Raw genomic sequence first — 24,593 nt, forward strand, 5'->3', positions numbered from 1 at the left:
CCCTGGGCAGCGCGTGTCCACCGTGGTCCCCTGTTCGTCGTCCGTCCGGCGTCCGCACTGCGCTCCACCGCTCCCGGACTGAACGCCCGAGCGGACCGACTGGTTCCACGGTAGGACTGAGGACCCGCCCGCCCCGGCTCGCGTCAGGCTCCGCCGGACACGGCCGGGGGACGCGCCGATCACGTACGGAGACGCCAGGATGACCGGACAGACCCGCCGCGATGAGACCGGTGCGGCCGCTGACCCGGCCGACGGCGCCCCCAGCCGCTGGATCCGTATCGCGTACCGGGCGGAGAACGGCCTGCGCGACCAGCTCGCCCGGGTGGCCCGGCGCCGCGGCTGGCACCCGGCGGCGCTGACCTTCCCCGGCTACGGCGCCGGCGGCCGGGCGCGGGTGCTGGGCCGGCTGCTGCTGGCGCCGGTCGGCACCGATCCCGGAGCCCGGCGGGACATCCCGGGCTGGCGCCGCTTCCTCACCCTCGAGGAGCCCGGCGGCGACGTGGAGCTCGCGCTGGGCGGCGTGCGGCGGCGGGCCCGGTCCGATGCCGCCGGGCTCGTCGACGTCACCCTCGACGTGGAGCTCCCCCCGGGGCCGGCGCAGGTCGAGTTCCTCGTGCCCGGGCGCGAGCCGGCCCGGGCCACCGTGCACGTCGCCGGGCCGGACGCGCGCCGCGGGGTGGTCTGCGACGTCGACGACACCGTCTGGGTGACCGGACTGCGCCACCCGCTGCGGGCCGCGTGGCGCACCTTCGGCCGGTCCAGCAGCGGCCGCACCGTGGTGCCGGGCATGGCGCTGCTGCTGACCCGGCTGGTCCAGGACCATCCGCACGCCCCGGTGGTCTACCTGAGCAACGGGCCGTGGAACCTGGCCGGCCCGGTGGCCCGGTTCCTGCACCGGAACCGGTTCCCGGCCGGGGCGCTGCTGATGACCGACTGGGGCATCACCCCGCGCGCCTGGTTCCGGGACGGCCGGGCCCACAAGCGGGGCGCGCTGGAGCGGCTGTCCGCTGACCTGCCCGGGATCCGCTGGGTGCTCGTCGGCGACGACGGCGAGCACGACCCGGAGATCTACCGCGACTTCGCCCGCCGACACCCCGACCGGGTGGAGGCCATCGCGCTGCGGCAGGTCCTGCCGGGCGGTGACGAGGAGCGGACCGACGACGCCGACGGCGTGCCGGTCGTCCGGGCTCCGGACGGCGCCGCACTGGCCGCCCGGCTGGACCCCGTCCTCGACCTGCCCCCCGCAGCCCCGGCCGGCCTCGAGGCCTGGTTCCTCTCCGCCGCCGAGCGCGGCAACGACGCGACCCGGCTCCGCCCCTGGACCGAGGGCAACCAGGTGCGCCCGGTCGTGCACGGCCGCAGCTACTTCCCCGCCCTGGCCGAGGCGCTGGCCGGCGCCGGGCGCGGCGACGTGGTCTTCCTCGCCGGCTGGCGGGGCGACACCGACGAGCTGCTCACCAGCGACGGCCTGACCGTGGGCAGGGCGCTGTCGGACGCCGTCCGCCGCGGCGCCCTGGTCAAGGGGCTGATCTGGCGGTCGCACATGGAGTCGATGGCCTTTTCCGCCGAGCAGAACCGCGACCTCTCCATGGACGTCAACGAGACCGGTGGCGAGGTCCTGCTCGACCAGCGGGTCCGGCCGATGGGCAGCCACCACCAGAAGTTCGTCGTCGTCCGGCACCGGGACCGCCCGGCCGACGACGTCGCCTTCGTCGGCGGGATCGACGTGGCGCACAGCCGCCGGGACGACGCCGCGCACGACGGCGACCCCCAGGCGCGACCGTTCGCCGACGCCTACGGCGACACCCCGGCGTGGCACGACGTCCAGGTCGAGCTGCGCGGGCCGGTCGTCCGCGAGGTCGAGGCCGTCTTCCGGGAGCGCTGGGAGGACCCCGCGGCACTGAGCCGGATGCCCTGGCACGTGCTCCCCGACCTGCTCCGCGGCCAGGACCGGGCGCCGTCGTCGCTGCCCGAGGTCCGGCCGGCGCCGCCCGGCGAGGGGTCGTGCGCGGTGCAGCTGCTGCGCACCTACCCCAACCGCTGGCCCGGGTACCCGTTCGCCCCGGACGGCGAGCGCAGCGTGGCCCGCGGCTACGCCAAGGCGCTGGCCCGCGCCGAGCGGCTGGTCTACGTGGAGGACCAGTACATGTGGTCCACCGACGTCGCCCGGGTCTTCGCCGAGGCGCTCCGCGCGCGGCCCCGGCTGCACCTTATCGTCGTCGTCCCCCGGCACCCGGACAAGGACAGCCCGGTGAGCATCCTGCCCGCGGCCGTCGGGCAGTCCCGGGCCCTGGACATGGTGCGGGAGGCCGGCGGGGACCGGGTGCAGGTCTTCGACGTGGAGAACGCGGAGGGCGCGCCGGTGTACGTGCACGCCAAGGTCTGCGTCGTCGACGACGTCTGGGCCACGGTCGGCAGCGACAACTTCAACCGCCGGTCCTGGACCCACGACTCGGAGCTGACCGCGGCCGTGGTGGACAGCGAGCGCGACCCGCGGGAGCCGACCGACCCGGGCGGGCACGGGGACGGCGCCCGCCGGTTCGCCCGGGAGCTGCGGCTGCAGCTGATGCGCGAGCACCTCGGCCGGCTCGACGGCGACGACGACGACCTGCTCGACCCGGCGGAGGCCGTCGCGGCGGTGCAGCGCAGCGCCGCCGCCCTGGACGCCTGGCACACCGGCGGGCGCCGCGGGGCCCGCCCTCCCGGCCGGCTGCGCAGGCACGCCGTCGAGCGCCCGCCGCTGTGGGAGCGACTGCTGGCCGCCCCGCTCTACCGCTGGTCCATCGACCCCGACGGCCGCCCGCCCCGGCTCAAGGTGCGCCGCAGCATGTGACCGCCGGCCCGGGTCACTGGTCGATGGTCACGTCGTTGAACGGGAGCATCGGCTCGACCCAGGGGAAGACGACCAGCAGCAGCAGCGCGCAGACGGCGAGCGCCAGCAGCAGCGACAGCAGCGCCTTGCTCGTCCGCCCGCCCGGGAGGGTCCGCCAGATCCAGCCGTACATCAGGAGTCCTCTCCGCCCTCGAGCAGCGCCGGCGGGCCGTCGGGCGCCTCGGCCTTGGCGACCGGGGCGCCGTCCAGGTCCGCGTGCACGATCAGCCGCTGCCGCGCGGAGTACTTCGGGTGGCAGGTGGTCAGGGTCAGGTACGTGCCCGACGGCGCCGCACCCGCAGCCCCCGGCGTCGGGGCGATGACGTCGACGTCGGCCGGCTGGACGATCTGCTGGCCCGGGACCCCGCTGGGGTCGGTGGTGAAGTCGCCGGTGGCCGGGTCGCCGAGCACCCGGTACACGAACCACGCGTCCGCGGTCTCCACCACGATCGGGTCCCCGGGCCGCAGCCGGTCGAGGTCCATGAAGGGCGACCCCTTGCCCACCCGGTGCCCGGCCAGCGCCAGGTTGCCGGGCTGCCCGGGCATCGCCGTCCCGACGTAGTGGCCCGGGCCCTGGGACAGCTGGGTCTCGTCGGTTCCCTGCAGGACGACCTGCTGGTAGTCCGACCCCAGCCGGGGGACGTGCAGCACCGCGATCGGCTCGCCGACGGCGGGCTCGACCAGCACCGGCAGCGCCGCCGTGGGCGCCGGGGCGTCCGCCCAGACGTCGCGGATCTCCTCGGTCAGCTGGTCCTGCCGGCGGTCGTTGAGCAGGTCGGTGACGTAGACCTCGTAGACGACGAACAGCAGCAGGACCAGGCCCACGGTCACCATCAGCTCGCCGGCTCCGCGGGTCAGCACCTGCCAGAGCGGCTCCCGCGTGCGCTCCCCGGACCGGGGCCCCGGGTCCTGGTCGAGCTGCGTCCACAGGGGGCTCGGCTCCTCCGACAGAGCCGGCAGCGCTCGACCCGGGCTCACCTGCTGCATCGGCTGCGTGTCCATGACGGGGCGATGCTAGGTGAGCAGCGCTCCGTGACCGCGCGCCGCGCGGGAGCTCAGGACGGACGGATCGTGCCGAGCAGGTGCTCGGTGCCCGCCTTGGCGTTGCGGACGGCGACGTCCCAGCCCCCGTCGGCCTGCTCGGTCGACAGCGTGACCGTGCCCGGCAGCAGCAGCGGCTTGCGGAACGCCACGTCCACCGCCAGGGCGTCGGGCAGCCGGCCGGTCAGCGCCGCCAGGGTGCGGGCCTTCACCCACATGCCGTGCGCGATCGCCCGCTTGAAGCCGAACGCCTTGGCGGTGACCCCGCTGAGGTGGATCGGGTTCACGTCCCCGGACACCGCGGCGTACCGGCGGCCGGCGTCGGCGGGCACCCGCCACTGCGCGGCGACCCGGTCCAGCGCCCCGACCGACACCTGGACGTCGGCGTCCGGCGCGCCCTCGGGCGCCGTGGCCCCGCGGGCCAGGTACGTCGACCGGCTGCGCCAGACCTCCGCCCCGGCCGCGGAGACCGAGGCGCAGAGGTCGACGGTCGCCCCGCGCACGTGGGCGGCGAACCGGTCGGCCCACACCTCGACGTCCAGCGCCTCGCCGGCGCCGATCGGCCGCAGCTGCTCGACCCGGTTGCGCACGTGCACCAGGCCGGGCAGCGCGAGCGGGAACCCCCGGTCGGTCATCAGCGCCACCTGCAGCGGGAAGGCGACCAGGTGCGGGTAGGTCACCGGCAGGGTGTCGGCGAGCGGGAACCGGCAGACCCGGGCGTAGGCCGCCAGGTGCGCCGGGTCGACCTCGACGCCGAGCCGGGCCAGCCGGGTGTCGGGCAGGGCGCCGCCCCGGCCGCGCGCGGTGAGCGCGGCCCGGGCGAACAGCGCCGGCATCGCCGGCGGGGTGTCGAGCACCGTGCGGGTCACGTCAGGCCCCCAGCAGCGACTGGCCGCAGACCCGGACGACCTGGCCGTTGACCCCGGCGCTGCCCGGCTGGGCCAGCCAGGCGATCGTCTCGGCGACGTCGACCGGCAGCCCACCCTGCTGCAGCGAGTTGAGCCGGGCACCGACCTCGCGGGTGCCCAGCGGCATCTTCGCGGTCATCTCGGTGACGATGAAGCCCGGCGCGACGGCGTTGATCGTGGCCCCGCGCTCGGCGAACTCCGGCGCCCAGCTGCGCACCATGCCGATGATCCCGGCCTTGGACGCGGCGTAGTTGGTCTGCCCGCGGTTGCCGGCGATCCCGGACTGCGAGCTGACGCAGACCACCCGGGCGTCGGGCTTGAGCGCCCCCTCGGTGGTCAGCAGCGCCTGGGTGAGGTCCAGCTGGGCCTGCAGGTTCACCGCCATCACCGAGTTCCAGCGGGCGGCGTCCATGTTGACCAGCAGCTTGTCCCGGGTGATGCCGGCGTTGTGCACGACGACGTCCACCCCGCCGTGCCGGGCCACCAGCTGGGCGGCCAGCCGTTGGCCGGCGTCGGCGCCGGTGATGTCCAGGGCCACCGCCGTCCCGCCGACCTCGTTGGCGACCTCGGCCAGCTGCTCGCCGGCCGCCGGCACGTCGACGGCGACCACGTGGGCGCCGTCGCGGGCCAGCACCCGGGCGATGGCCGCACCGATGCCGCGGGCGGCACCGGTCACGACGGCGACCTTGCCCGCCAGCGGCCGCTCGTCGTCGGCGCCGGCGGGCAGGTCGGCGGCCGTGACCGCGAGCACCTGGCCGTCGACGTAGGCCGACCGGCCGGAGAGGAAGAACCGCAGCGGGCTGGCCAGCGAGCCCTCCGCGCCGAGGGGCACGTGCACCAGGTTCGCCGTCGACCCGCCGCGCAGCTCCTTGGCGAGTGAGCGGACCAGCCCCTCCAGCGCCTGCCGGGCAGCCGCCTGGGCCGGGGACGACGTCTCCGCGGGCGGGTCGGCGAGCACCAGCACCCGGCCGGACGGCCGCAGCCGCTTCAGCGCCGGGGCGAGGAAGTCGTGCGCGGCGGCCAGGTCGGCCGGGCCGGTCAGCCCGGTGGCGTCGAGCAGCACCGCCGCCAGCCGCTCCCCGTCGGCCGAGCCGTCGGCGGCGACGGGGGACACGACGGTCACACCGGCGTCGCGCAGCAGCCCGGTGACCTCCTCGCGCAGCCGGCCCTCACCGGCCGAGCCGACCACCGCCGGGCCCGGGAGCAGCGGCTGCCCGGGCTCGTACCGGCGCAGCTGCGCCGGCCGGGGCAGGCCCAGCTGCTTGGTGATGGTCGTGCCGACGCCGGAGTTGGCGAAGTCGCGGTACCAGTCGCTCACGTGTGGTCGTCCTTCCGTGGTACGTGGAGGTCGGGTCGAGCGGCTCGACGTCAGGTGGGCCGGGTCGACCCGGGTGACGGGCGGCCCGGACCCGGGAGCCGGGGGATCAGGACTCGAGGATCGCGACGACGCCCTGGCCACCGGCGGCGCAGATGGAGATCAGGCCGCGCTTGCCCGGGCCCGCCTCGTGCAGCGTCTTGGCCAGCGTCGCGACGATCCGGCCGCCGGTCGCGGCGAACGGGTGCCCGGCCGCCAGCGACGAGCCGTGCACGTTCAGCTTCGCCGGGTCGATCGAGCCCAGCGGGGCGTCCAGCCCGAGCTTCTCCTTGCAGAACGCCGGGTTCTCCCAGGCCTTGAGCGTCGCGAGCACCGTGGAGGCGAACGCCTCGTGGACCTCGTAGAAGTCGAAGTCCTGCAGGCTCAGGCCGTTGCGGGCCAGCAGCACCGGCACCGCGTACGCCGGGGCCATCAGCAGCCCCTCGCCGCCGTGCACGTAGTCGACCGCGGCGGTCTGCGCGTCGACCAGGTGGGCGAGCACCGGCAGGTCGTGCTCGGCGGCCCACTCGTCCGAGGCGAGCAGGACGGCGGAGGCGCCGTCGGTCAGCGGGGTCGAGTTGCCCGCTGTCATCGTGGCACCCTCGCCCTGCCCGAACACCGGCTTCAGCTTCGCCAGCTTCTCCACCGAGGTGTCCGGCCGCAGGTTCTGGTCGCGGGTGAGGCCGAGGAACGGCGTCACCAGGTCGTCGAAGAAGCCACGGTCGTAGGCCGCGGCGAGGGCCTGGTGCGAGCGGACGGTCAGCTCGTCCTGCTCCTCCCGGCCGATCTCCCACTCCGCGGCGGTGATCGCCGCGTGGTCGCCCATGGCCAGGCCGGTGCGCGGCTCGGCGTTGCGCGGGATCTCCGGGACCAGCTGGCCGGGCCGGATGCCGGCCAGCGCCTTGAGCCGCTGCTGCAGGGTCTTCGCGCTGTTGACCGCCAGCAGGGCCCGGCGCATGTCCTCGTTCAGCGCCATCGGCGCGTCGGAGGTGGTGTCCACGCCCCCGGCGATGCCGGACTCGAGCTGCCCCAGGGCGATCTTGTTGGCGACCAGGACGGCGGCCTCCAGCCCGGTGCCACAGGCCTGCTGCACGTCGTAGGCCGGCGTCGCGGCCGACAGCCGGGAGCCCAGCACGCTCTCCCGGGTCAGGTTGAAGTCGCGGGCGTGCTTGAGGACGGCGCCGGCGACCACCTCCCCCACCTGCTGACCCTGCAGCCCGAAGCGGGCGACGAGCCCGTCGAGGGTCGCGGTGAGCATGTCCTGGTTGCTGGCCCGCGCGTACGCGCCGTTGGAGCGGGCGAACGGGATGCGGTTGCCGCCGACGATCGCGGCCTTCCGGGTCTGCGGTGCCATGGGGGCCTCCAGGAGCTGGTCACCACCAAAATGGCCATTTTGGTGGAGGGGTGACGCGGTCAGTGCCGGGTACCGAGAGTATCAGGTACCGTCGGTGTCGTGAACATGGAGACGGCGGCCGGCCCGCGTGACCGGCGGGACTCGCGGTGGGACGAGCACCGCCGCGCGCGCCGCGAGCAGCTGGTCGACGCCACCCTCGCCGCGGTCGGCAGGCACGGCGCGGGCGTCGGCATGGAGGAGATCGCCGCCGCGGCCGGCACCAGCAAGACCGTCGTCTACCGGCACTTCGCCGACCGGAGCGAGCTCTACGTCGCCGTCTGCGCCCGGGTGGCCGACCAGCTCACCCGCAAGCTGCGCGAGGCGATGGGCAGCAGCGCCCACCCCCGGCAGATGGTCACCGCGGCCGTGGAGACCTACCTGGCCTTCATCGAGGCCGACCCGGAGGTCTACCGGTTCGTCGTCTCCCACGCCCTGACCGACCGCCCGGGGGACCTGGTCGCCGACGGCACGGACCCGATCAGCAGCCTGTCCGACCTGGTCGGCGACGAGGTCGGCGCACTGGTCGCCGCCGCGCTGACCCACGCCGGGCAGGACACCGCCGCGGCCGCCCCCTGGGGCCACGGCGTCATCGGCCTGGTCCGGGCCGCCGCCGACTGGTGGCTGCGCGCCGACCGCCCGATGCCCCGCGCCGACCTGGCGACCCACCTCACCGACCTGGCGTGGACGGGGTTGCGCGGCGTCGTGACCCCCGAGCCCACGCACCCCGGCCCCTCAACCCCGGCCCCCGCGAGTCCGATGGAGGAAGCATGACCAGCACTCCCACCCCCCTGACGCCGGTCGACCCCGCCCGGCTCACCGAGGTCCTCGACGGCCGCTGGGCCCACGTCCGCCGGGACAGCCGCGAGCAGCTCGACGACCCCCGCTGGGCACCGGTGTACGGCGAGTCGATGGCCGAGGCGCGCGAGCGGGTCACCGCCCTGGCCGCGGAGCTGGCCGCCACCGGCCGCGTCTCCCTCGGCTTCCCCGTCGAGTACGGCGGCGCCGACGACGCCGGCGGCTCGGTGACCGCCATCGAGATGCTCGCCCAGGCCGACCTGTCCCTGATGGTCAAGGCCGGGGTGCAGTGGGGACTGTTCGGCGGCGCGGTGCAGGCGCTGGGCACGAAGCGCCAGCACGACCGGTACCTGCCCGACATCATGGGCTTCGCGCTGCCCGGCTGCTTCGCGATGACCGAGACCGGCCACGGCTCCGACGTCCAGCAGCTGCGCACGACCTGCACCTACGACCCGGCCACGCAGACCTTCGACCTGCACACCCCGCACGAGGCCGCCCGCAAGGACTACATCGGCAACGCGGCGAAGGACGGCCGGATGGCCGTCGTCTTCGCCCAGCTGGTCACCCAGGGGGAGGGGCGGGGCGTGCACGCTTTCCTCGTGCCCATCCGGGACGCCGACGGCGCACCGGTGCCCGGCGTCACGATCGGCGACGACGGCCCCAAGGCCGGGCTGCTCGGGGTGGACAACGGGCGGCTGACCTTCGACCACGTCGCCGTGCCGCGCGACATGCTGCTCGACCGCTACGGCCAGGTCGCCGCCGACGGCACGTACACCAGCTCGATCGAGAACGAGACCCGGCGCTTCTTCACCATGCTCGGCACCCTGGTGCGCGGGCGGGTCAGCGTCGGCGGCTCGGCCGGGGCGGCGACGAAGGTGGCCCTGGAGATCGCCGTCCGCTACGGCGACACCCGCCGCCAGTTCTCCGCCCCCGGCGAGGACCGCGAGGTCGTCATCAACGACTACCTGGTGCACCAGCGCAAGCTGCTGCCCGCGCTGGCGAAGACCTACGCCCTCAGCTTCGCCCAGGAGGAGCTGACCTCGACGATGCACGACGTCCTGGGGGCGGCCGACGTCGACGAGGCGGCGCAGCGCGAGCTGGAGTCCCGGGCGGCCGGGATCAAGGCCGTGAGCACCTGGCACGCCACCCGGACGATCCAGCTGTGCCGGGAGGCCTGCGGCGGGGCCGGCTACCTGGCGGAGAACCGGCTGCCCACGCTCAAGGCCGACACCGACGTCTTCACCACGTTCGAGGGCGACAACACCGTGCTCATGCAGCTGGTCGCCAAGGGGCTGCTCACCGGCTACCGGGACGCCTTCGGCTCGCTGGACGGCTGGGGCCGGGCCGCCTTCGTCGCCGAGCAGGTGCGCGAGACGGTGCTGGAGCGGACGGCGGCCCGCGGGCTGATCCAGCGGCTGGTCGACGCCGTCCCCGGGCGGGACGAGGACGTCTCGATGCTCGACCGGGGCTGGCAGCTGGCCACCTTCGAGGACCGCGAGAAGCACCTCCTGGAGAGCGCGATCCGGCGGCTGCGCGGCGGCGCCGCGGTCAAGAAGGACCGGCCGTTCGACATCTTCAACGACGTGCAGGACCACGTGCTGGCCGCGGCCGAGGCGCACATCGACCGGGTGGTGCTGGAGGCGTTCGTCGCCGGCATCGAGCGCACCCCGGACCCGGCCGCGCGGGCGCTGCTGGCGCGGGTCTGCGACCTCTACGCGCTGAGCACCATCGAGGCCGACAAGGGCTGGTTCCTCGAGCACGGCCGGCTCACCCCCACCCGGGCCAAGGCGCTGACCGGTGCGGTGAACGACCTGCTCAAGGAGCTGCGCCCGCACATGCGCACCCTGGTCGACGGCTTCGCCATCCCCGAGTCGTGGCTCAACTGCGCGATCGTGGCCGAGGAGCCCGGCCGCCAGGAGACGATGGCCGCGCACGACGCCGCCCTGCGGTCCGCCGGGGCACAGCCGCAGCAGGAGGCCACCGCGACCGACCTGGAGATGGCCCCCGCCCAGTAGCCGGAGCCGTTCCCGCGACACCTGGCACGAGGACCACCAAAATGGCCATTTTGGTGGTCCCCCTCGGACGGCTGGAGGATCACCGAAATGGCCATTTCTGTGGTGGCTCGGGTGGGGTGTCAGCCGGCGCCGGCCTCCGGGTGCACGTCCGGGGACGGCGCGATGCCCGGCGGGACCCGCTGCGGGCCGGCCTCGGCCGGCCGCGGCCGGTCCTGCGGGTGCAGCCGGACGGCCAGCAACGCGACGTCGTCCTCGGTGTCGGGCAGGTACATCCGCTCCAGCAGCCGGTCACACAGCTGCTGCAGCGGCACGTCGGTGAGCCCGGCCAGCACCCGGCACAGCTCGGCGACGCCGGCGTCCAGGTCCCGGTCGCGCCGCTCGACCAGGCCGTCGGTGTAGAGCAGCAGGGTGCCCCCGCGGCCGATGACCGCGACCCGGTCGTTGCGTGCGGTGCCCGGCTCCACCCCCAGCAGCAGGTCCGGGTCGACGCCGTCGAGCACCGTCACCTCGCCGTCCGCGCTCATCAGCACCGGCGGCGGGTGCCCGGCGGTGGCCCAGCGCACCCGGGTCTGCGCGGCCGACAGCTCCGGGTCGTCCTGTTCCAGCCGGGCGACCAGGGCGGTGGCCATGACGTCGAGGTCCAGGCCGGTGCTGGCCCGGTCCAGGCCGGTGAGCACCTCGGCCGGGGTGCCGCCGGTGTGGTGCCCGATCCCGCGCAGCAGCCCGCGCAGCTGGCCCATCGCCGCCGCGGCCCGGCTGTCGTGCCCGACGACGTCCCCGATCACCAGCATGGTCGCCCCGTCGGGCTGGACGAACGCGTCGTACCAGTCACCGCCGACCTCGGCCCCGGCCGCGGCCGGCACGTACCGGACGGCGATCTCGCAGTGGTCCGGCGCGGGTGGCGCGGTTAGCATGCTCCGCTGCAGCGTCTCCGCCAGCTGCCGCTGCTGACCGAACAGCCGGGCCTGCTGCAGGGCCACCCCGGCGCGTCGTCCCAGCTCCAGCGCGGTGTCCAGCTCCGCGTCGCTGTGCCGCCCCCGCTCGACGCTGACGTAGAGCCCCAGCGCCCCCAGCGTCCGTCCCCGGCTGACCAGGGGGACGACGATGCCGGAGTCCGGGTGCAGCCGCGCCAGCTGCTCGCGGGCCACCGGGTCCGGCAGCGCCCGCGCGATGTAGGCGGCGTCCAGGCCGGGCACCCGCAGCGGCCGCCCGGTGCGGGTGACCACCCGGGCGGCGGCGTGCTCGGTCATCCCGCCGACCATCGCGCGCACGTAGTCGGCCAGCTCCGCCGACCTCGCGCGGTCCCGGTGCGCCGAGGCGAGCTGGCGCATCCGGCCGTGCTCGTCGGTGACGACGACCCAGCACCAGTCACCGAGCGCCGGCACCACGAGCTCGGCCAGCCGGCCCAGCTGCTCGGTGATCTCCATCGTCCCGGAGAGCACCCGCCCGGTCTCGGCCAGCAGCTCCAGCCGGGCGTTGGCCGCGGCCATCTCCGCGACCGCGGCGTCCCGCTGGGCATCGGCGTGCAACCGGGAGACGCTGAGGCCGATCTGGGCCGTGAGCGCACCGAGCAGCTCGACGTCCTCCGGGGTGAAGACGTGGTCCTCGCCCCACACCGCCACGAAGCTGCCCAGCACCCGGCCCTCCAGCCGCACCGGCAGCGCGGCCAGCGCCCGCACCCCGACCAGCTCCCCCACCTCGGCCATCCGCGGGAACCGGGCCACGGCCGCCGCCCGGTCGGTCAGCAGCACCGGCTCGCCGTGCCTGGCCACGAACTGGGTCGGCAGCGCGTCGTCGAGCGGCAGCTCCACCCCCTCCCCGGAGAGGACGACGTCGGCGCCCGCCTCGACCGCGTCGACCAGCCGGCGGGTCATGTGCAGCCGCAGCGGCCCGTGGCCGCCGTCGAAGACGGCCAGCGCGCTGGCGTCGGCGCCCAGCACCGCCGCTCCTCGCAGCGCCGCCTCCGCCAGGTCCGTCATCCGGTCGGCGTTGGCCAGCGCGGCGGCGACCTCGGCGATGACGGCGGCGCGCTGGACCGCGGCCAGCCGGAGCTGCGCCTGCCGCCGGGCCTCGGTGACGTCGACGGTGGTGCCCAGCAGGCGCACCGGCCGGCCCGCCTGGTCCCGCACCACCCGGCCACGGGAGACCGTCCAGCGCACCTCGCCGTCGGCCCGCAGGACCCGCATCTCGACGACGAACTCCCCGCTGCCGGCGAGCGCGGTCTGCATCGCCTGCGCGACCGCCGCGTGGTCGTCGGGGTGGATCCGCTGGGCCATCACCTCGTCGCCGTCGAGCTCGACCGGGCCCCGGAGACCGAAGATCGCCGCGTTGCGCTCGTCCCAGGAGGTCGTCCCGGTGCGCAGGTCCCGTTCCCAGCTGCCGACCTCGCTGGCCGCCAGGGTGAGCTCCAGACGGCCCAGCGAGCTGCGCACCGCGAGCGTGGCGGCGACCAGCTCCAGCTCGGTCACGACGGTGGCCGCGACCTCACCGGCGAGGGCGACGTCGTCCTCGGCCCAGGCCCGGGGCTCCGGGGAGAGCAGGGTCAGCGCGCCCACCACGTCCCCGGCGGAGAGCACCAGCGGGAGGGACAGGCAGGCGCGGACCTCACCGGAGAGCACGGCCGGCAGGCCGGCGACCCGGGGGTCGGTGGCGGCGCCGGGCACCACCAGCGGTGCCCGCAGGCGCGCAGCGACGCTGCCCGGCACCTCGTCCAGGGGCGTGGCCGACCCCAGCACGATCGGCCGGCCGGAGCCCCCCACCCGCACCGCGACGTCGGTGAGCAGCACCACCTGCGCCGTCGGGACCGCCAGCAGCCGGGTGGCCAGGCGGGCCAGCCGGTCGAAGGGGGCGCTCCCGGGCAGCTCGACGAGCAACCGGCGGACCACCGCGATGCGGGCCGGGTCGGCCAGCGGGTCGGGTTCGGCAGGCGTGCTCGGAGCGGGCACGGCTGGGATCCTTCCCTGCTGGCGCCGGCGGGCCGGACGCGGGTGCCGATGGTCGTCGACACGCCCGGCTGGGCGCGCTCCGCTCATGCTGGCACGCCAGGCCGACCGGGCCCGGCACCGACGGCACGGAGCGGTGTCCCCCGCCGGGGTGGGGCCGGTCTCAAGCTGCGGGGCGGCGCGGCCGATCCAGAGGAGGTGACGTCGACCCTCCCGGACCGCTGGGACTGCCGCCCGCTGCTCGCGGGTGAGGAGGACCTGACCGTCGTCTTCCAGCCGATCGTCGACCTGGCCTCGGCCTCGGTCGCCGGCTACGAGGCGCTCGCGCGGTTCCCCGGCACCGCCGCACCGGACGTGTGGTTCGCCGCCGCCGCCGAGGCGGGCCTGGGTGCCGAGCTCGAGGCGCTCGCCCTGCGCAAGGCGCTCGCCGCCCTGCCCGACCTGCCGCCCAACACCTTCCTGACCGTCAACGTCAGCCCACACCTGCTGGGCACCGCGCCGGTCGCCGCCGCCCTCGCCCAGCCGGCCACGCTGCGCCGGGTGGTCGTCGAGCTGACCGAGCACATGCCCACCCCGGACCTGGCGGCGCTGCGGGAGCAGACCGCTGCACTGCGGGGTCGCGGCGCGCTCATCGCCATCGACGACGCCGGCTCCGGCTACGCCGGGCTCCAGCAGCTCGCCGAGGTCCGGCCGCAGCTGGTCAAGCTCGACCGGGCCCTGGTCGCCGGCGCCGACACCGACCCGGTGAAGGCCGCGCTCGCCGAGATGGTCGGCACCTTCACCAGCCGGATCGACGCCTGGCTGCTCGCCGAGGGGGTCGAGACCGCGGGCGAGCTCGCCGTCTTCGCCCGGCTCGGCGTCCCGCTCGCCCAGGGCTGGCTGTTCGGCCGCCCCGCACCGCACTTCGCCCCGCTCTCCCCCGAGGTCACCCAGCTGGTCCGCACCCAGGTGGCCCGCGCCCAGCTGGCCGAGAGCGTCGCCAGCCTGCTGCGCCCGGTCCGCCGGCGGGAGGCCTTCGACGGGGACGACGGCCCGCCGCCCTACGTCGTGCTGGACCGCGCCGAGGTGCCCGTCGAGCTGGTGCTCGCCGACCCGCGGACCGGTGCCCCGTACCGGGCGCCGGTGTCGCTGCGGGTGCACCCCTCGGCCGGGGTCACCGAGACCCTGCAGCGCGCCCTCACCCGCCCGCCCGTGCACCGGTTCGACCCGGTGCTGTGCACCGACCGCAGCGGAGCCGTCCTCGGCCTGCTGCGGATCGAGGACCTGGCGTCGGCAGCCGCCACCGACTGAGCCCCCGGGGGCCCTGACCCCGCCCCCGGTGCACCACCCCTGACCGTCGTCCGGCGGACAGGTCCCCGCACCACCAGCGCACTGGAGCCCACATGAAGGCATTCGCCTGCGGGGACGTCGTCCCCGGCTGCACCATGACGTTCACCGGCCCCGACGAGGACGCCGTCCTCGGTCAGGTCGCGGCGCACGCGACCACCGACCACGGGCTGGGCAGCATCCCGCCCGAGCTCGTCGAGCAGGTCCGCGCCCACCTGGTCGCGGTCTGACGAAGGACCCTGCTGCCCCCCGCGACACGCTCCGCGCGCCGCGGGCCCCTGCAGCAGGGCCGATGAACCGGGTGGGCCGCCTGCGGCGACCCACCCGGTTCACGCGCTGGCGTCGGTGAGGCGCTGCCGCTCGTCGTCGGTGAGCACCAGGTCCAGCATCGGCAGCAGGTCGGCCAGCTGCTCGACCGAGCGGCCGCTGGCGATCGGCGCGGTGACCGCGGGGGAGTCGGCCAGCCAGCGCAGCGCCACCGCGGCACCGGTGACGGAGTGCGCCTCGGCCACCTCGGCCAGCGCGGACAGCACCCGGTCGCCCTTCTCCCCCACGTACTTCGCCGCGCCCTTGGCCCGCGGCGAGTCGATCGTCTCCCCGGCCCGGTACTTGCCGGTCAGGAAGCCGCGCGCCAGCCCGAAGTAGGGCATCGACCCCAGCCCGCGCTCGGTCACCACGGCGGCCAGCTCGGCCTCGTAGACCTCGCGCTCCATCAGGTTGTAGTGCGGCTGGAGCGCCACGTACCCGGTCACGCCGAGCTGCTGGGCGGTGTCCAGCGCCTCGGTCAGCCGCTTCGCCGAGTAGTTCGACGCCGCCGCGTACCGGACCTTGCCGGCCTGCACCAGCTCGTCGAAGGCGGTGAGCGTCTCCTCCAGCGGCGTCGTCTCGTCGTCGTAGTGCGCGTAGTAGAGGTCGATGGTGTCGACCTGCAGGTTGCGCAGCGAACGCTCGGCCGCCGCCCGGATCTCCGGGGCCGACAGCGGGTGCTCCTTCTCCCCTGGCGAGGCCTTGGTGGCCACGACCAGCCGGTCGCGCACCCCGCGCTCGGCCATCCAGTTGCCGAGGATCGTCTCGGAGACGCCGTTGCCGTACATCTCGGCGGTGTCCACGAACGGCGACTGGGTGCTGGGGACGGCGTCGAGGAAGCGGTCGAGCAGGGCGAAGGACGTCGGCTCGTCCGCCGTCCAGCCGAAGACGTTGCCACCCAGGCAGAGGTCGCTGACGGTCAGATCGGTCCCGGGGAGCTGAGGCATGGCCCCAACGCTAGGACGGCCGACGGGACGTCGCGCGCCGAGGCGACGCGGCCCGGGGACGTGACGGTTGTGACCAGCGAGCAGGAAAACCCCGGGAATCCGGGCTTCCGGCTCGCCAACACCCAGGTCGGCATGGCAACGTGCCCGGCGTTCCTGGTCGACGACGGGGTCGGCCAGATCCGCCCACCGGGCCCCCGCTGCACACCTGTGTCCAGCGAGTTGGCACGGTGGAGACTCGGAGGTCCACCAGGACGGCCGGGCGATGCCCGGTCGACCAGGCGCGACACCACGTCTGCGCCCACCCCGCACCGGGGTGGGCTGCTCCACCCACGCGAGAGGAACACCATGAACAAGGCCGAACTCGTCTCCGCCATCTCCAAGCGCGCCGACGTCCCGGCGTCGACCGTCGACTCGGTGCTCAACGGGCTCCAGGAGGAGCTCGTCGACGCCATCACCCGGGGCGACAAGGTGGCCGTCCCCGGCCTGCTGACCGTCGAGCGCTCGCAGCGTTCGGCCCGCACCGGCCGCAACCCGCAGACCGGCGAGTCGATCGAGATCGCCGCTGCGCACACCGCCAAGGTGACCGCCGGCTCCAACCTGAAGAAGGCCGCTGCCGCCGTCCCGGTCTCCTGACCGCGGGCCCTCCCGCAGGGCCGCACCGAGCAGCACCCCGGCGCCCCCGTCGCGCTCCTGGCACCCCGTGCCAGGATGCCCGGCGGGGGCGCCGCTCATCGGGGAGCGGGGCCCGTGACGAGCGGAGCGCCCGCGTGACGGCTGTGCAGACCGACCTGTCCGTGACCACCGACCCGGCGGAGGTCGGGCTGGACGCCGCCCGGCTGCAGCGCCTGGACCACCGGCTGGCCCGCTACGTCGACGAGGGCCAGCTGCCCGGGTTCCTGGTCACCGTCGCCCGGCACGGCCGGCTGGTGCACGTCGGCCGGCACGGTCAGCGCGACGTCGAGGCCGGCCGCCCGGTCACCGACGACACCCGCTGGCGGATCTACTCGATGACCAAGCCGGTCACCTCGGTCGCGGCGATGTCGCTGTACGAGGAGGGCGCCTTCGAGCTCACCGACCCGATCAGCCGCTGGCTGCCCGAGTTCGCCGAGACCCGGGTCTGGACCGCCGGCCCGGCGCAGAAGCCGGTGACCGTGCCGCTGCTGGAGCCGATCCGGGTGGGGCACCTGCTGACGCACACCTCCGGGCTCACCTACGGCTTCCACCACGCCCACCCGGTCGACGGGCTGTACCGGCTGCGCGGCCACGAGTGGGGCACGCCGCCCGGCGCGGACTCGGCCGAGGTGGTGCGCCAGTTCGCGGAGATGCCGCTGCTGTTCCAGCCGGGCACCGAGTGGAACTACGGCGTCTCCACCGACGTGCTCGGCCGGCTGGTCGAGGTCGTCGCCGGCAAGCCGCTGGACGAGGTGTTCGCCGAGCGGGTGTTCGGGCCGCTGGGCATGACCGAGACCTCCTTCGGGCTGCGCCCCGAGGACGACGCCGACTCCCTCGCCCAGCTCTACGGGCCCGGGGTGACGCTGCTGCCGGCCCCGTTCGCCCAGGCCGCGCTGCGCAAGCCCACCTTCCTGTCCGGCGGCGGCGGGCTGGTCTCCACGGCGGGTGACTACCTGAGGTTCGTGGAGATGCTGCGCCGCGGCGGTTCGGTCAGTGACGACCCGGACGCCGGCCGGGTTCTCGGGTCCCGCACCGTGGCGCACATGGTGCGCAACCACCTCCCCGGCGGTGCGGACCTGGAGTCCGCCGGCCGGCCGCTGTACGCCGAGACCCCGCTGCGCGGCGTCGGCTTCGGGCTGGGGTTCTCCATGGTGCTGGACCCGGTGCGCTACGGCGGGGTGTCCAGCGTGGGCACGTACAGCTGGGGCGGGGCGGCCTCCACGGAGTTCTACGTCGACCCGGTGGAGGACCTGACGGTCACCTTCTACACGCAGCTGCTGCCCTCCAGCACGCTGCCGGTGCGCAGCCACCTCCGCCCCCTGGTCCAGCAGGCCCTGCTCTGATCCCCCGGGGGGCAGAAATGGCCATTTCTGCCCCCCGGCAGGATGGGGGCATGGAGCCCCGGCACGTCCTCTTGCCCGACGAGCGCACGCTGCACGGGCACTGGGACCCCTCGCTCCCGCCGGCCCTGACCGTCCAGCCGGGGACGACGGTGCGCATCGGCACGCTGGACTCCGGCTGGTCGACCGGGCCGTACACCGGCGGGGACACCGTGGCGGACCTGGCCGAGCGGCCCCGGCACCCGGCGCACGACCCGGCGGCCGGGCACGCGCTCACCGGCCCGGTCTGCGTCGAGGGCGCCATGCCGGGGCAGGTGCTCGCCGTCCGCATCGACGACGTCGTCCCGGGTGCCTTCGGGACGACGTACTGCGGGCTGCGGTCGACCGCGCTGAACGAGCGGCTGGGCGTGACCGCGGCGCCCGTCGTCCACCGCTGGACGCTGGACGGCACCGCCGGGATCGGCCGCAACCAGGCCGGGCACTCGGTGGCGCTGCGGCCGTTCCTCGGCGTGATGGGCGTGCCGCCGGCCGAGCCCGGCCAGCACTCGACGATCCCGCCGTACTGGCACGGCGGGAACATCGACTGCCGCGAGCTGGTCGCCGGCGCGACGCTCTACCTGCCGGTGACGGTGCCCGGCGCCCTGCTGTCGGTCGGCGACGGGCACGCCGCGCAGGGGGACGGCGAGGTGGCCGGGACGGCGATCGAGTGCCCGATGGACGCCGTCGACCTGACCCTGGACGTGCTGCCGGACCTCTTCGGCGCCCCGGTCACCACACCCGTGGCCCGGACCCCCGCCGGCTGGGTGACCATGGGCGTGGCCGACGACCTGGACGAGGCGATGGCGATCGCGCTGGACGCGATGCTCGACGTCATGGCCGCGCTGCACGGCATCGGCCGCTCCGACGCCCTCGCCCTGGCGAGTGTCGCGGTCGACCTGCGGGTCACCCAGGTGGTCAACCAGGTCGTCGGCGTGCACGCCGTCCTCCCTTGGGGCGCCATCCGCTGAACTGCCCGGCCCACCGAAATGGCCATTTCGGTGGTCCGGGGCTACCAGCCGGTTGCGCCGTCGATGCGTTCGCGCAACAGGTCGGCGTGGCCGTTGTGCCGGGCGTACTCCTCGATCATGTGCAGGTACACCCAGCGCAACGTCACCTGCTCGCCGTACCGCAGGCCGGCGCTGAGGTCGTCGAGCGAGCCGTGCCCGGCGGCGACCGCCCGGCTGGCCTCGACCTCGGCGGTGAAGGCAGCCAGCTCCGCCGGGACGGCGGTGGCCGGGTCGTCGCCGTCGGCCCCCACCCCGGTGAACTCCGCGTCCTCCTCCTCGGTCCAGTGGACCGTCGGCGCATCGCGCCCGGCGACCACCCGGGTGAACCAGTAGCGCTCGACGTCGGTCAGGTGCCGCAGCAGGCCGCGCAGGCTCAGGGCCGACTCCGGGATGGCGCGCTCGCCCAGCTGCTCCGGGGTGAGGCCGGCGCACTTGGTCAGCAGGGTCACCCGGTGGAAGTCCAGCCAGGCCGCCAGCGCGGCCCGTTCGCCGTCGGAGGAGGGCGGGACGACGCGGGTGGGGGCGGGCGGGACCACGGTCACCCGGCCAGTCTGCCGGGCGGACTGTGATCCCACGCCCCACCAGAATGGCCATGTCGGTGGGGTCTGGGATCACTCACCGGTGGCGCCGTCGATGCGCTCGCGGAGCAGGTCGGCGTGGCCGTTGTGCCGCGCGTACTCCTCGATCATGTGCAGGTACACCCAGCGCAGCGAGACCTGCTCCCCACTGCGGCTGGTGCGGCCCCGGCCCAGGTCGTCCAGTGCGTCGAAGCCGTCGGCGACGTCCCGGCTGACCTGGCACTCCTCGGCGAACCGGGCGAACTCCGCGGCCACCGTGTCCGCATCGCCGGCGTCCCGGCCCACGCCGTCGAAGTCGCCGTCCGGGTCGTCGTCCGAGCAGTAGAGGAGGGCGCGGTCCTGGCCGTCCAGCACCTTCCGGAACCAGCCCCGCTCCACCTCGGTCATGTGCCGGACCAGCCCGCGCAGGCTCATCGACGACGGCGGCACCGACCGCTCCCCCAGCTGCTCGGGCGTCAGCCCGGCGCACTTGGTCAGCAGGGTGCCCCGCTGGTACTCCAGCCAGGCCCGCACCGCGGGGCGTTCGGCGTCCCGGTACGGCGGGTCGACGCGCTCGGGGGCGTGCACGAAGTCGGTCATGACCGCAGATCATGGCGTGGTTGGCTGTCCCGGTGCTGCGCATCGGCCCCCTCGACGTCCCCGACGGCGGGCTGGTCGTCATGGCGATCGTGAACCGCACGCCGGACTCGTTCTACGACGGCGGCGCCACCTTCGGGCTGGACGCGGCGCTGGCCCGGGTCGACCAGGTGGTCGCCGAGGGCGCGGACATGGTGGACGTCGGTGGGGTGAAGGCCGCCCCCGGCGCGGAGGTGGACCCGGCCGAGGAGATCCGCCGGACCGTGGACCTGGTCGCGGCGATCCGGGCGGCCCACCCGCAGCTGCCGATCTCCATCGACACCTGGCGGGCCGAGGTCGGCCGGGAGGCGCTGGCCGCCGGCGCCGACGTGGTCAACGACGCCTGGGGCGGGGTCGACCCGCAGCTCGCGCACGTCGCCGCCGAGGCCGGCGCGGGCATCGTCTGCACCCACGCCGGCGGCCTCCCGCCCCGCACCCGGCCGCACCGGGTGACCTACGACGACGTGGTCGCCGACGTCATCCGGCGGACGACGGCGCTCGCCGAGGCCGCGGTGGCCGCCGGCGTCGACCCCGAGCGGGTGCTGATCGACCCCGGGCACGACTTCGGCAAGAACACCCGGCACTCGCTGGAGGCCACCCGGCGGCTCGACGAGCTGGTCGCCACCGGCTGGCCGGTGCTGGTGGCGCTGTCGAACAAGGACTTCGTCGGGGAGACCCTCGACCTGCCGGTGGACCAGCGGCTGACCGGCACCCTCGCCGCGACCGCGGTGAGCGCGTGGCTGGGCGCCCGGGTGTTCCGGGTGCACGACGTCGCCGCCACCCGGCAGACGCTGGACATGGTGGCCTCGATCCGCGGCGACCGGCCGCCGGCCCGCACCACCCGCGGCCTGGCCTGACGAAGGTGGGAGGACCCCGTCCTCCTCACCCCTCGCGAGCTCGGGGCGAGCCTCGGGACGGGGCCTGACCCCACGCCTCGCAGGCTCGCGGCGGGCCCCTGGAGAGAGGCCGTCGGCCGGTGACGGGGAATGCGTCCGGGATCGCTACGTTGCGGGCATGGCCGCCACCGGGTTCCACACCGCCGACGAGCTCAACGACCTGCTGCCGGGCACCTTCCCCGGGTTGCTCGGCATCGTCGTCGACACCCACGAGCCGGGCCGGCTCACCTCCCACCTGGACGTCCGGCCCGAGCTGCTGGCGCCCAACGGCTACCTGCACGCCGGCACCGTGGTGACCCTCGCCGACACCAGCTGCGGCCTGCCGACCCGGGCGCTGCTGCCCGAGGGGTCCAGCGGCTTCACCACCATCGAGCTGAAGAGCAACCACCTGAGCACCGCCCGGAAGGGCCGCATCTCCGCCGTCGCCACGAACGTGCACGCCGGCCGGACGACGCAGGTCTGGGACGCCGTGGTGACCGCCGAGGCCACCGGGAAGACGCTGGCGCTGTTCCGCTGCACCCAGTCGGTGCTCTGGCCGCGATGACCCGTCGCCTCCGGCGGTGATGACCAGTCGCCTCCGGCGGTGATGACCCCTCGGAGCTACCGGCGGGTAGCCCGGGTGTGGCGCGCGACACGCCGAATGTGAGACTGGCGTCACCGCACCTGAGTCGAGGAGGACCCGTGGCGTTCGCCAGTCGCTATCCCGATGTCGAGATCCCCGAGCTGTCGGTACCGCAGTTCGTGCTGGGCGGCGCCGCCGAACGCGCCGACCGCCCCGCGCTGATCGACGGCCTCTCCGGCGAGACGATCACCCACGGTGAGCTCGCCTTCTACGTCGAGCGGGTCGCCGCCGCGCTGCACGCCCGGGGCCTGCGCAAGGGCGACGTCGTCGCCGTCTTCAGCCCGAACACGATCTGGTACCCGGTGGTCTTCCACGGCATCGCCGCGGCCGGCTGCGTGATCAGCCCGGTCAACGCGCTGTACACGCCGGAGGAGATCGCCTTCCAGCTCAAGGACTCCGGCGCGAAGGTGCTGGTCACCGTCTCGCCGTTCCTGGACCGCGCGCTGGCGGCGACGGAGAAGTCGCCGGTCGACGAGGTCATCGTCATGGACGGCGCCGAGGGCCACGCCTCGCTGCGCGACCTGATCACCGCCGACGCCCCCGCCGTGCAGGTGGACATCGACCCGGCCGAGGACCTGATCACGCTCCCGTACTCCAGCGGCACCACGGGGCTGCCCAAGGGCGTCATGCTCACCCACCGCAACCTGGTGGCCAACGTGACCCAGTCCCGCCCGCTGGCCGGCGTCGACGAGGGCAACGAGCGGATCATCGCCGTCCTGCCGTTCTTCCACATCTACGGTTTGACCGTGCTGATGAACCAGGGCCTGCAGTGGGGCGGCGCCGTCGTCACCCTGCCGCGGTTCGACCTGGAGCAGTTCCTCCGGGTCGTCCAGGACCAGAAGATCACCCGGGCGTTCGTCGCCCCACCGATCGTGCTGGCGCTGGCCAAGCACCCGATGGTCGACCAGTTCGACCTCTCCTCGCTGCGCAGCATCACCTCCGGTGCCGCGCCGCTGGACGAGTCGCTGGCCCAGGCCGCCCAGGACCGGCTCCGCAAGGGCGCGAGCGAGGGCGTCAGCGTCGGGCAGGGCTACGGCATGACCGAGCTGTCGCCGGTCTCGCACACCACCCCCGAGGTGGGCCTGGAGCCGGCCGGCGCCGGCCCCACCCCGAAGGGCACGGTCGGCTACGCGCTGCCCAACACCGAGTGTCGGCTGATCGACCCGGCCACCGGCGAGGACGCCGCCCCCGGCGAGCGCGGCGAGCTGTGGGTGCGCGGGCCGCAGGTGATGAAGGGCTACCTGAACAACCCGCAGGCCACCGCCGAGACGCTGGACGGCGAGGGCTGGCTGCACACCGGTGACGTGGCGATCGTCGACGACGAGGGCCGCTACACCGTGGTCGACCGGGTCAAGGAGCTGATCAAGTACAAGGGCTACCAGGTGGCCCCGGCCGAGCTGGAGGCCGTGCTGCTCAACAACCCGCAGATCGCCGACGCCGCGGTCATCGGGGTGCTGGACAAGGAGAGCGGCGAGGAGCTGCCCAAGGCCTTCGTCGTCCGGGCGCCGGGCTCGGAGATCAGCGAGGACGACATCAAGGCCTACATGGCCGAGCACGTCGCCCCGCACAAGAAGATCCGGCTGGTCGAGTTCATCGACCAGGTGCCGAAGTCCATGGCCGGCAAGATCCTCCGCAAGGACCTCAAGAACCGCTGAGGTCCACCCCCGCGACGATCATGGAGCGGGCGTGGCGGCACGCGGCTGACCGGCCGCGTGTCGTCACCAGCGCTCCGTGATCGTCGCGGCCGAGGTTCTTCCGGCCCCCGTGCAGGGCCACGCTGCGAGCTTGCGAGGAGCGGGGGGCACGGGGGTCCTTCTAGGGTCGGGGCATGCGTGCGGTGACGATCTCCTCCCCCGGCGGCCCCGAGGTGCTCGGCTGGGGTGAGGTGCCCGACCCGGTCTGCGGGCCCGGTGAGGTGCTGGTCGACGTGGCCGCCACCGCGGTGAACCGCGCCGACACCCTGCAGCGCCAGGGGCACTACCCGGCCCCGCCGGGCGCCAGCGAGGTCCTCGGCCTGGAGTGCAGCGGCGTGATCAGCGAGGTCGGCGCCGAGGTGACCGGCTGGTCGGTGGGCGACGAGGTGTGCGCGCTGCTGTCCGGTGGCGGGTACGCCGAGCGGGTCGCCGTCCCGGCCGGGCAGCTGCTCCCCCGCCCGGCCGGCGTCGAGCTGGCCACCGCCGCGGCGCTGCCGGAGGTGGTCTGCACGGTCTGGTCCAACGTGTTCATGCTCGCCAGGCTGCGGGCCGGCGAGGTCTTCCTGGTGCACGGCGGGTCCAGCGGCATCGGCACGATGGCGATCCAGCTCGCCCGGCGCGCCGGTGCCCGGGTGGCGACGACGGCCGGCAGCCCGGAGAAGCTGGCCTTCTGCCGCGAGCTCGGCGCCGAGATCCTGGTCGACCACCGCGAGCAGGACTTCGTCGAGGTGGTCCGGGAGGCCACCGACGGGCACGGGGCGGACGTCGTCCTGGACATCATCGGGGCCAAGTACCTGGCCCGGAACCTCGACGTGCTGGCCACCGGCGGCCGGCTGGTCGGCATCGGCATGCAGGGCGGCACCAAGGCCAAGATCGATCTGGGCAAGCTGATGCGCAAGCGCGGCTCGGTGCACGCCACCACGCTGCGCTCGCGGCCGGCGACCGGGCCCGGCGGCAAGGCCGAGATCGTGGCGGCGGTGCGGCACGACGTGTGGCCCGACGTCGAGCGGGGCGTCGTCCGGCCGATCGTGGACCGCCGGCTGCCGATGTCCCGGGCCGGCGAGGCGCACGCGCTGCTGGAGTCCAGCGGCCACATCGGCAAGGTCCTGCTGCTCCCCGGCTGACGCCGCTCGCGGCCGACGCCGCCCGCACCCGAGCGCTGTGCGCTGAGAGCCCACTCCGAGCGCGGGACGGGTCCTCAGCGCACAGTGCTGGCCGTCGGCGACGGGTC

At 75.0% G+C, this 24,593-nt stretch carries 21 protein-coding genes; 12 read left to right on the forward strand and 9 right to left on the reverse strand.

What is annotated here, in order from left to right; all coding sequences use genetic code 11:
• Positions 1-199: 199 nt before the first annotated feature.
• Entirely contained in the window at positions 200-2,833 is a 2,634-nt protein-coding gene (locus tag FB380_RS04510) for a phosphatase domain-containing protein (RefSeq protein WP_166754030.1), read from the forward strand.
• A 13-nt stretch (positions 2,834-2,846) separates the two neighbouring features.
• Here the strand turns inward: FB380_RS04510 and FB380_RS04515 are convergent, their stop codons facing one another.
• The 5 genes from FB380_RS04515 to FB380_RS04535 form a co-directional block, all read right to left on the reverse strand.
• The gene (locus FB380_RS04515) at positions 2,847-3,005 is read right to left on the reverse strand and encodes a hypothetical protein (RefSeq protein WP_166754031.1); all 159 of its coding nucleotides are present in this window, start codon (positions 3,003-3,005) and stop codon (positions 2,847-2,849) included.
• Positions 3,005-3,874, reverse strand: a complete 870-nt coding sequence (locus FB380_RS04520) for a class E sortase (protein WP_229681974.1) — start codon at positions 3,872-3,874, stop codon at positions 3,005-3,007. The genes FB380_RS04515 and FB380_RS04520 overlap by 1 nt, the downstream gene beginning before the upstream one ends.
• A 53-nt stretch (positions 3,875-3,927) precedes the next feature.
• Complete coding sequence (locus FB380_RS04525; protein ID WP_166754032.1) at positions 3,928-4,782, reverse strand: MaoC family dehydratase; 855 nt, start codon at positions 4,780-4,782, stop codon at positions 3,928-3,930.
• A gap of 1 nt (position 4,783) precedes the next feature.
• Positions 4,784-6,139 carry a 3-oxoacyl-ACP reductase gene (locus tag FB380_RS04530; RefSeq protein ID WP_166754033.1) on the reverse strand — a complete coding sequence of 452 codons (1,356 nt, stop codon included), beginning with the start codon at positions 6,137-6,139 and terminating at the stop codon, positions 4,784-4,786.
• A 106-nt stretch (positions 6,140-6,245) separates the two neighbouring features.
• Positions 6,246-7,529 (reverse strand): acetyl-CoA C-acetyltransferase, encoded by a 1,284-nt coding sequence (locus tag FB380_RS04535; protein WP_166754034.1) that lies wholly within the window; start codon positions 7,527-7,529, stop codon positions 6,246-6,248.
• A 105-nt stretch (positions 7,530-7,634) separates the two neighbouring features.
• Here FB380_RS04535 and FB380_RS04540 point away from each other — a divergent pair, with 105 nt between their 5' ends.
• Both FB380_RS04540 and FB380_RS04545 read left to right on the forward strand, forming a co-directional pair.
• A complete protein-coding gene (locus FB380_RS04540; RefSeq protein ID WP_166756040.1) occupies positions 7,635-8,339 on the forward strand; it encodes a TetR family transcriptional regulator in 705 nt (234 codons plus the stop codon).
• A complete protein-coding gene (locus tag FB380_RS04545; RefSeq protein ID WP_166754035.1) occupies positions 8,336-10,378 on the forward strand; it encodes an acyl-CoA dehydrogenase family protein in 2,043 nt (680 codons plus the stop codon). Before FB380_RS04540 ends, FB380_RS04545 begins: the two co-directional genes overlap by 4 nt.
• Positions 10,379-10,497: 119 nt before the next feature.
• Here the strand turns inward: FB380_RS04545 and FB380_RS04550 are convergent, their stop codons facing one another.
• The gene (locus FB380_RS04550) at positions 10,498-13,323 is read right to left on the reverse strand and encodes a SpoIIE family protein phosphatase (protein WP_229681975.1); all 2,826 of its coding nucleotides are present in this window, start codon (positions 13,321-13,323) and stop codon (positions 10,498-10,500) included.
• Positions 13,324-13,518: 195 nt separating this feature from the next.
• On the opposite strand from FB380_RS04550, the gene FB380_RS04555 reads away from it, so the two are divergent.
• Positions 13,519-14,610 (forward strand): EAL domain-containing protein, encoded by a 1,092-nt coding sequence (locus FB380_RS04555; RefSeq protein WP_166754037.1) that lies wholly within the window; start codon positions 13,519-13,521, stop codon positions 14,608-14,610.
• Between the two features lie 92 nt (positions 14,611-14,702).
• Complete coding sequence (locus tag FB380_RS04560; protein WP_166754038.1) at positions 14,703-14,876, forward strand: DUF1059 domain-containing protein; 174 nt, start codon at positions 14,703-14,705, stop codon at positions 14,874-14,876.
• A 99-nt stretch (positions 14,877-14,975) separates the two neighbouring features.
• On the opposite strand, the gene FB380_RS04565 is transcribed toward FB380_RS04560, so the two are convergent.
• Positions 14,976-15,899 (reverse strand): aldo/keto reductase, encoded by a 924-nt coding sequence (locus FB380_RS04565; protein ID WP_166754039.1) that lies wholly within the window; start codon positions 15,897-15,899, stop codon positions 14,976-14,978.
• Between the two features lie 345 nt (positions 15,900-16,244).
• Between FB380_RS04565 and FB380_RS04570 the strand changes: the two genes are divergently transcribed.
• From FB380_RS04570 to FB380_RS04580, 3 genes are all read left to right on the forward strand, one after another.
• Positions 16,245-16,532, forward strand: coding sequence for an HU family DNA-binding protein (locus FB380_RS04570; protein ID WP_166754040.1), 288 nt, complete (start codon positions 16,245-16,247; stop codon positions 16,530-16,532).
• A 134-nt stretch (positions 16,533-16,666) separates the two neighbouring features.
• On the forward strand, positions 16,667-17,914 hold the full coding sequence (locus FB380_RS04575; RefSeq protein WP_229681976.1) for a serine hydrolase domain-containing protein: 1,248 nt from the start codon (positions 16,667-16,669) through the stop codon (positions 17,912-17,914).
• Between the two features lie 50 nt (positions 17,915-17,964).
• Positions 17,965-18,918, forward strand: a complete 954-nt coding sequence (locus tag FB380_RS04580) for an acetamidase/formamidase family protein (protein ID WP_166754041.1) — start codon at positions 17,965-17,967, stop codon at positions 18,916-18,918.
• Between the two features lie 41 nt (positions 18,919-18,959).
• Here the strand turns inward: FB380_RS04580 and FB380_RS04585 are convergent, their stop codons facing one another.
• Together FB380_RS04585 and FB380_RS04590 are read right to left on the reverse strand one after the other, a co-directional pair.
• Positions 18,960-19,499 carry a DinB family protein gene (locus FB380_RS04585; protein WP_166754042.1) on the reverse strand — a complete coding sequence of 180 codons (540 nt, stop codon included), beginning with the start codon at positions 19,497-19,499 and terminating at the stop codon, positions 18,960-18,962.
• Between the two features lie 69 nt (positions 19,500-19,568).
• On the reverse strand, positions 19,569-20,114 hold the full coding sequence (locus FB380_RS04590) for a DinB family protein (RefSeq protein WP_188959551.1): 546 nt from the start codon (positions 20,112-20,114) through the stop codon (positions 19,569-19,571).
• A gap of 11 nt (positions 20,115-20,125) precedes the next feature.
• Here FB380_RS04590 and folP point away from each other — a divergent pair, with 11 nt between their 5' ends.
• The 4 genes from folP to FB380_RS04610 all read left to right on the forward strand — a co-directional run bounded on the left by folP (position 20,126) and on the right by FB380_RS04610 (position 24,486).
• A complete protein-coding gene (gene folP, locus FB380_RS04595; protein WP_166754043.1) occupies positions 20,126-21,007 on the forward strand; it encodes a dihydropteroate synthase in 882 nt (293 codons plus the stop codon).
• A 157-nt stretch (positions 21,008-21,164) separates the two neighbouring features.
• Positions 21,165-21,590 (forward strand): PaaI family thioesterase, encoded by a 426-nt coding sequence (locus tag FB380_RS04600; RefSeq protein ID WP_166754044.1) that lies wholly within the window; start codon positions 21,165-21,167, stop codon positions 21,588-21,590.
• A gap of 137 nt (positions 21,591-21,727) precedes the next feature.
• Positions 21,728-23,323 carry a 4-coumarate--CoA ligase family protein gene (locus tag FB380_RS04605; RefSeq protein ID WP_166754045.1) on the forward strand — a complete coding sequence of 532 codons (1,596 nt, stop codon included), beginning with the start codon at positions 21,728-21,730 and terminating at the stop codon, positions 23,321-23,323.
• Between the two features lie 173 nt (positions 23,324-23,496).
• The gene (locus FB380_RS04610) at positions 23,497-24,486 is read left to right on the forward strand and encodes an NAD(P)H-quinone oxidoreductase (protein ID WP_166754046.1); all 990 of its coding nucleotides are present in this window, start codon (positions 23,497-23,499) and stop codon (positions 24,484-24,486) included.
• The last annotated feature ends 107 nt before the right edge of the window (positions 24,487-24,593 follow it).

The organism is Modestobacter marinus, from assembly GCF_011758655.1.
Taxonomy (GTDB): domain Bacteria; phylum Actinomycetota; class Actinomycetes; order Mycobacteriales; family Geodermatophilaceae; genus Modestobacter; species Modestobacter marinus.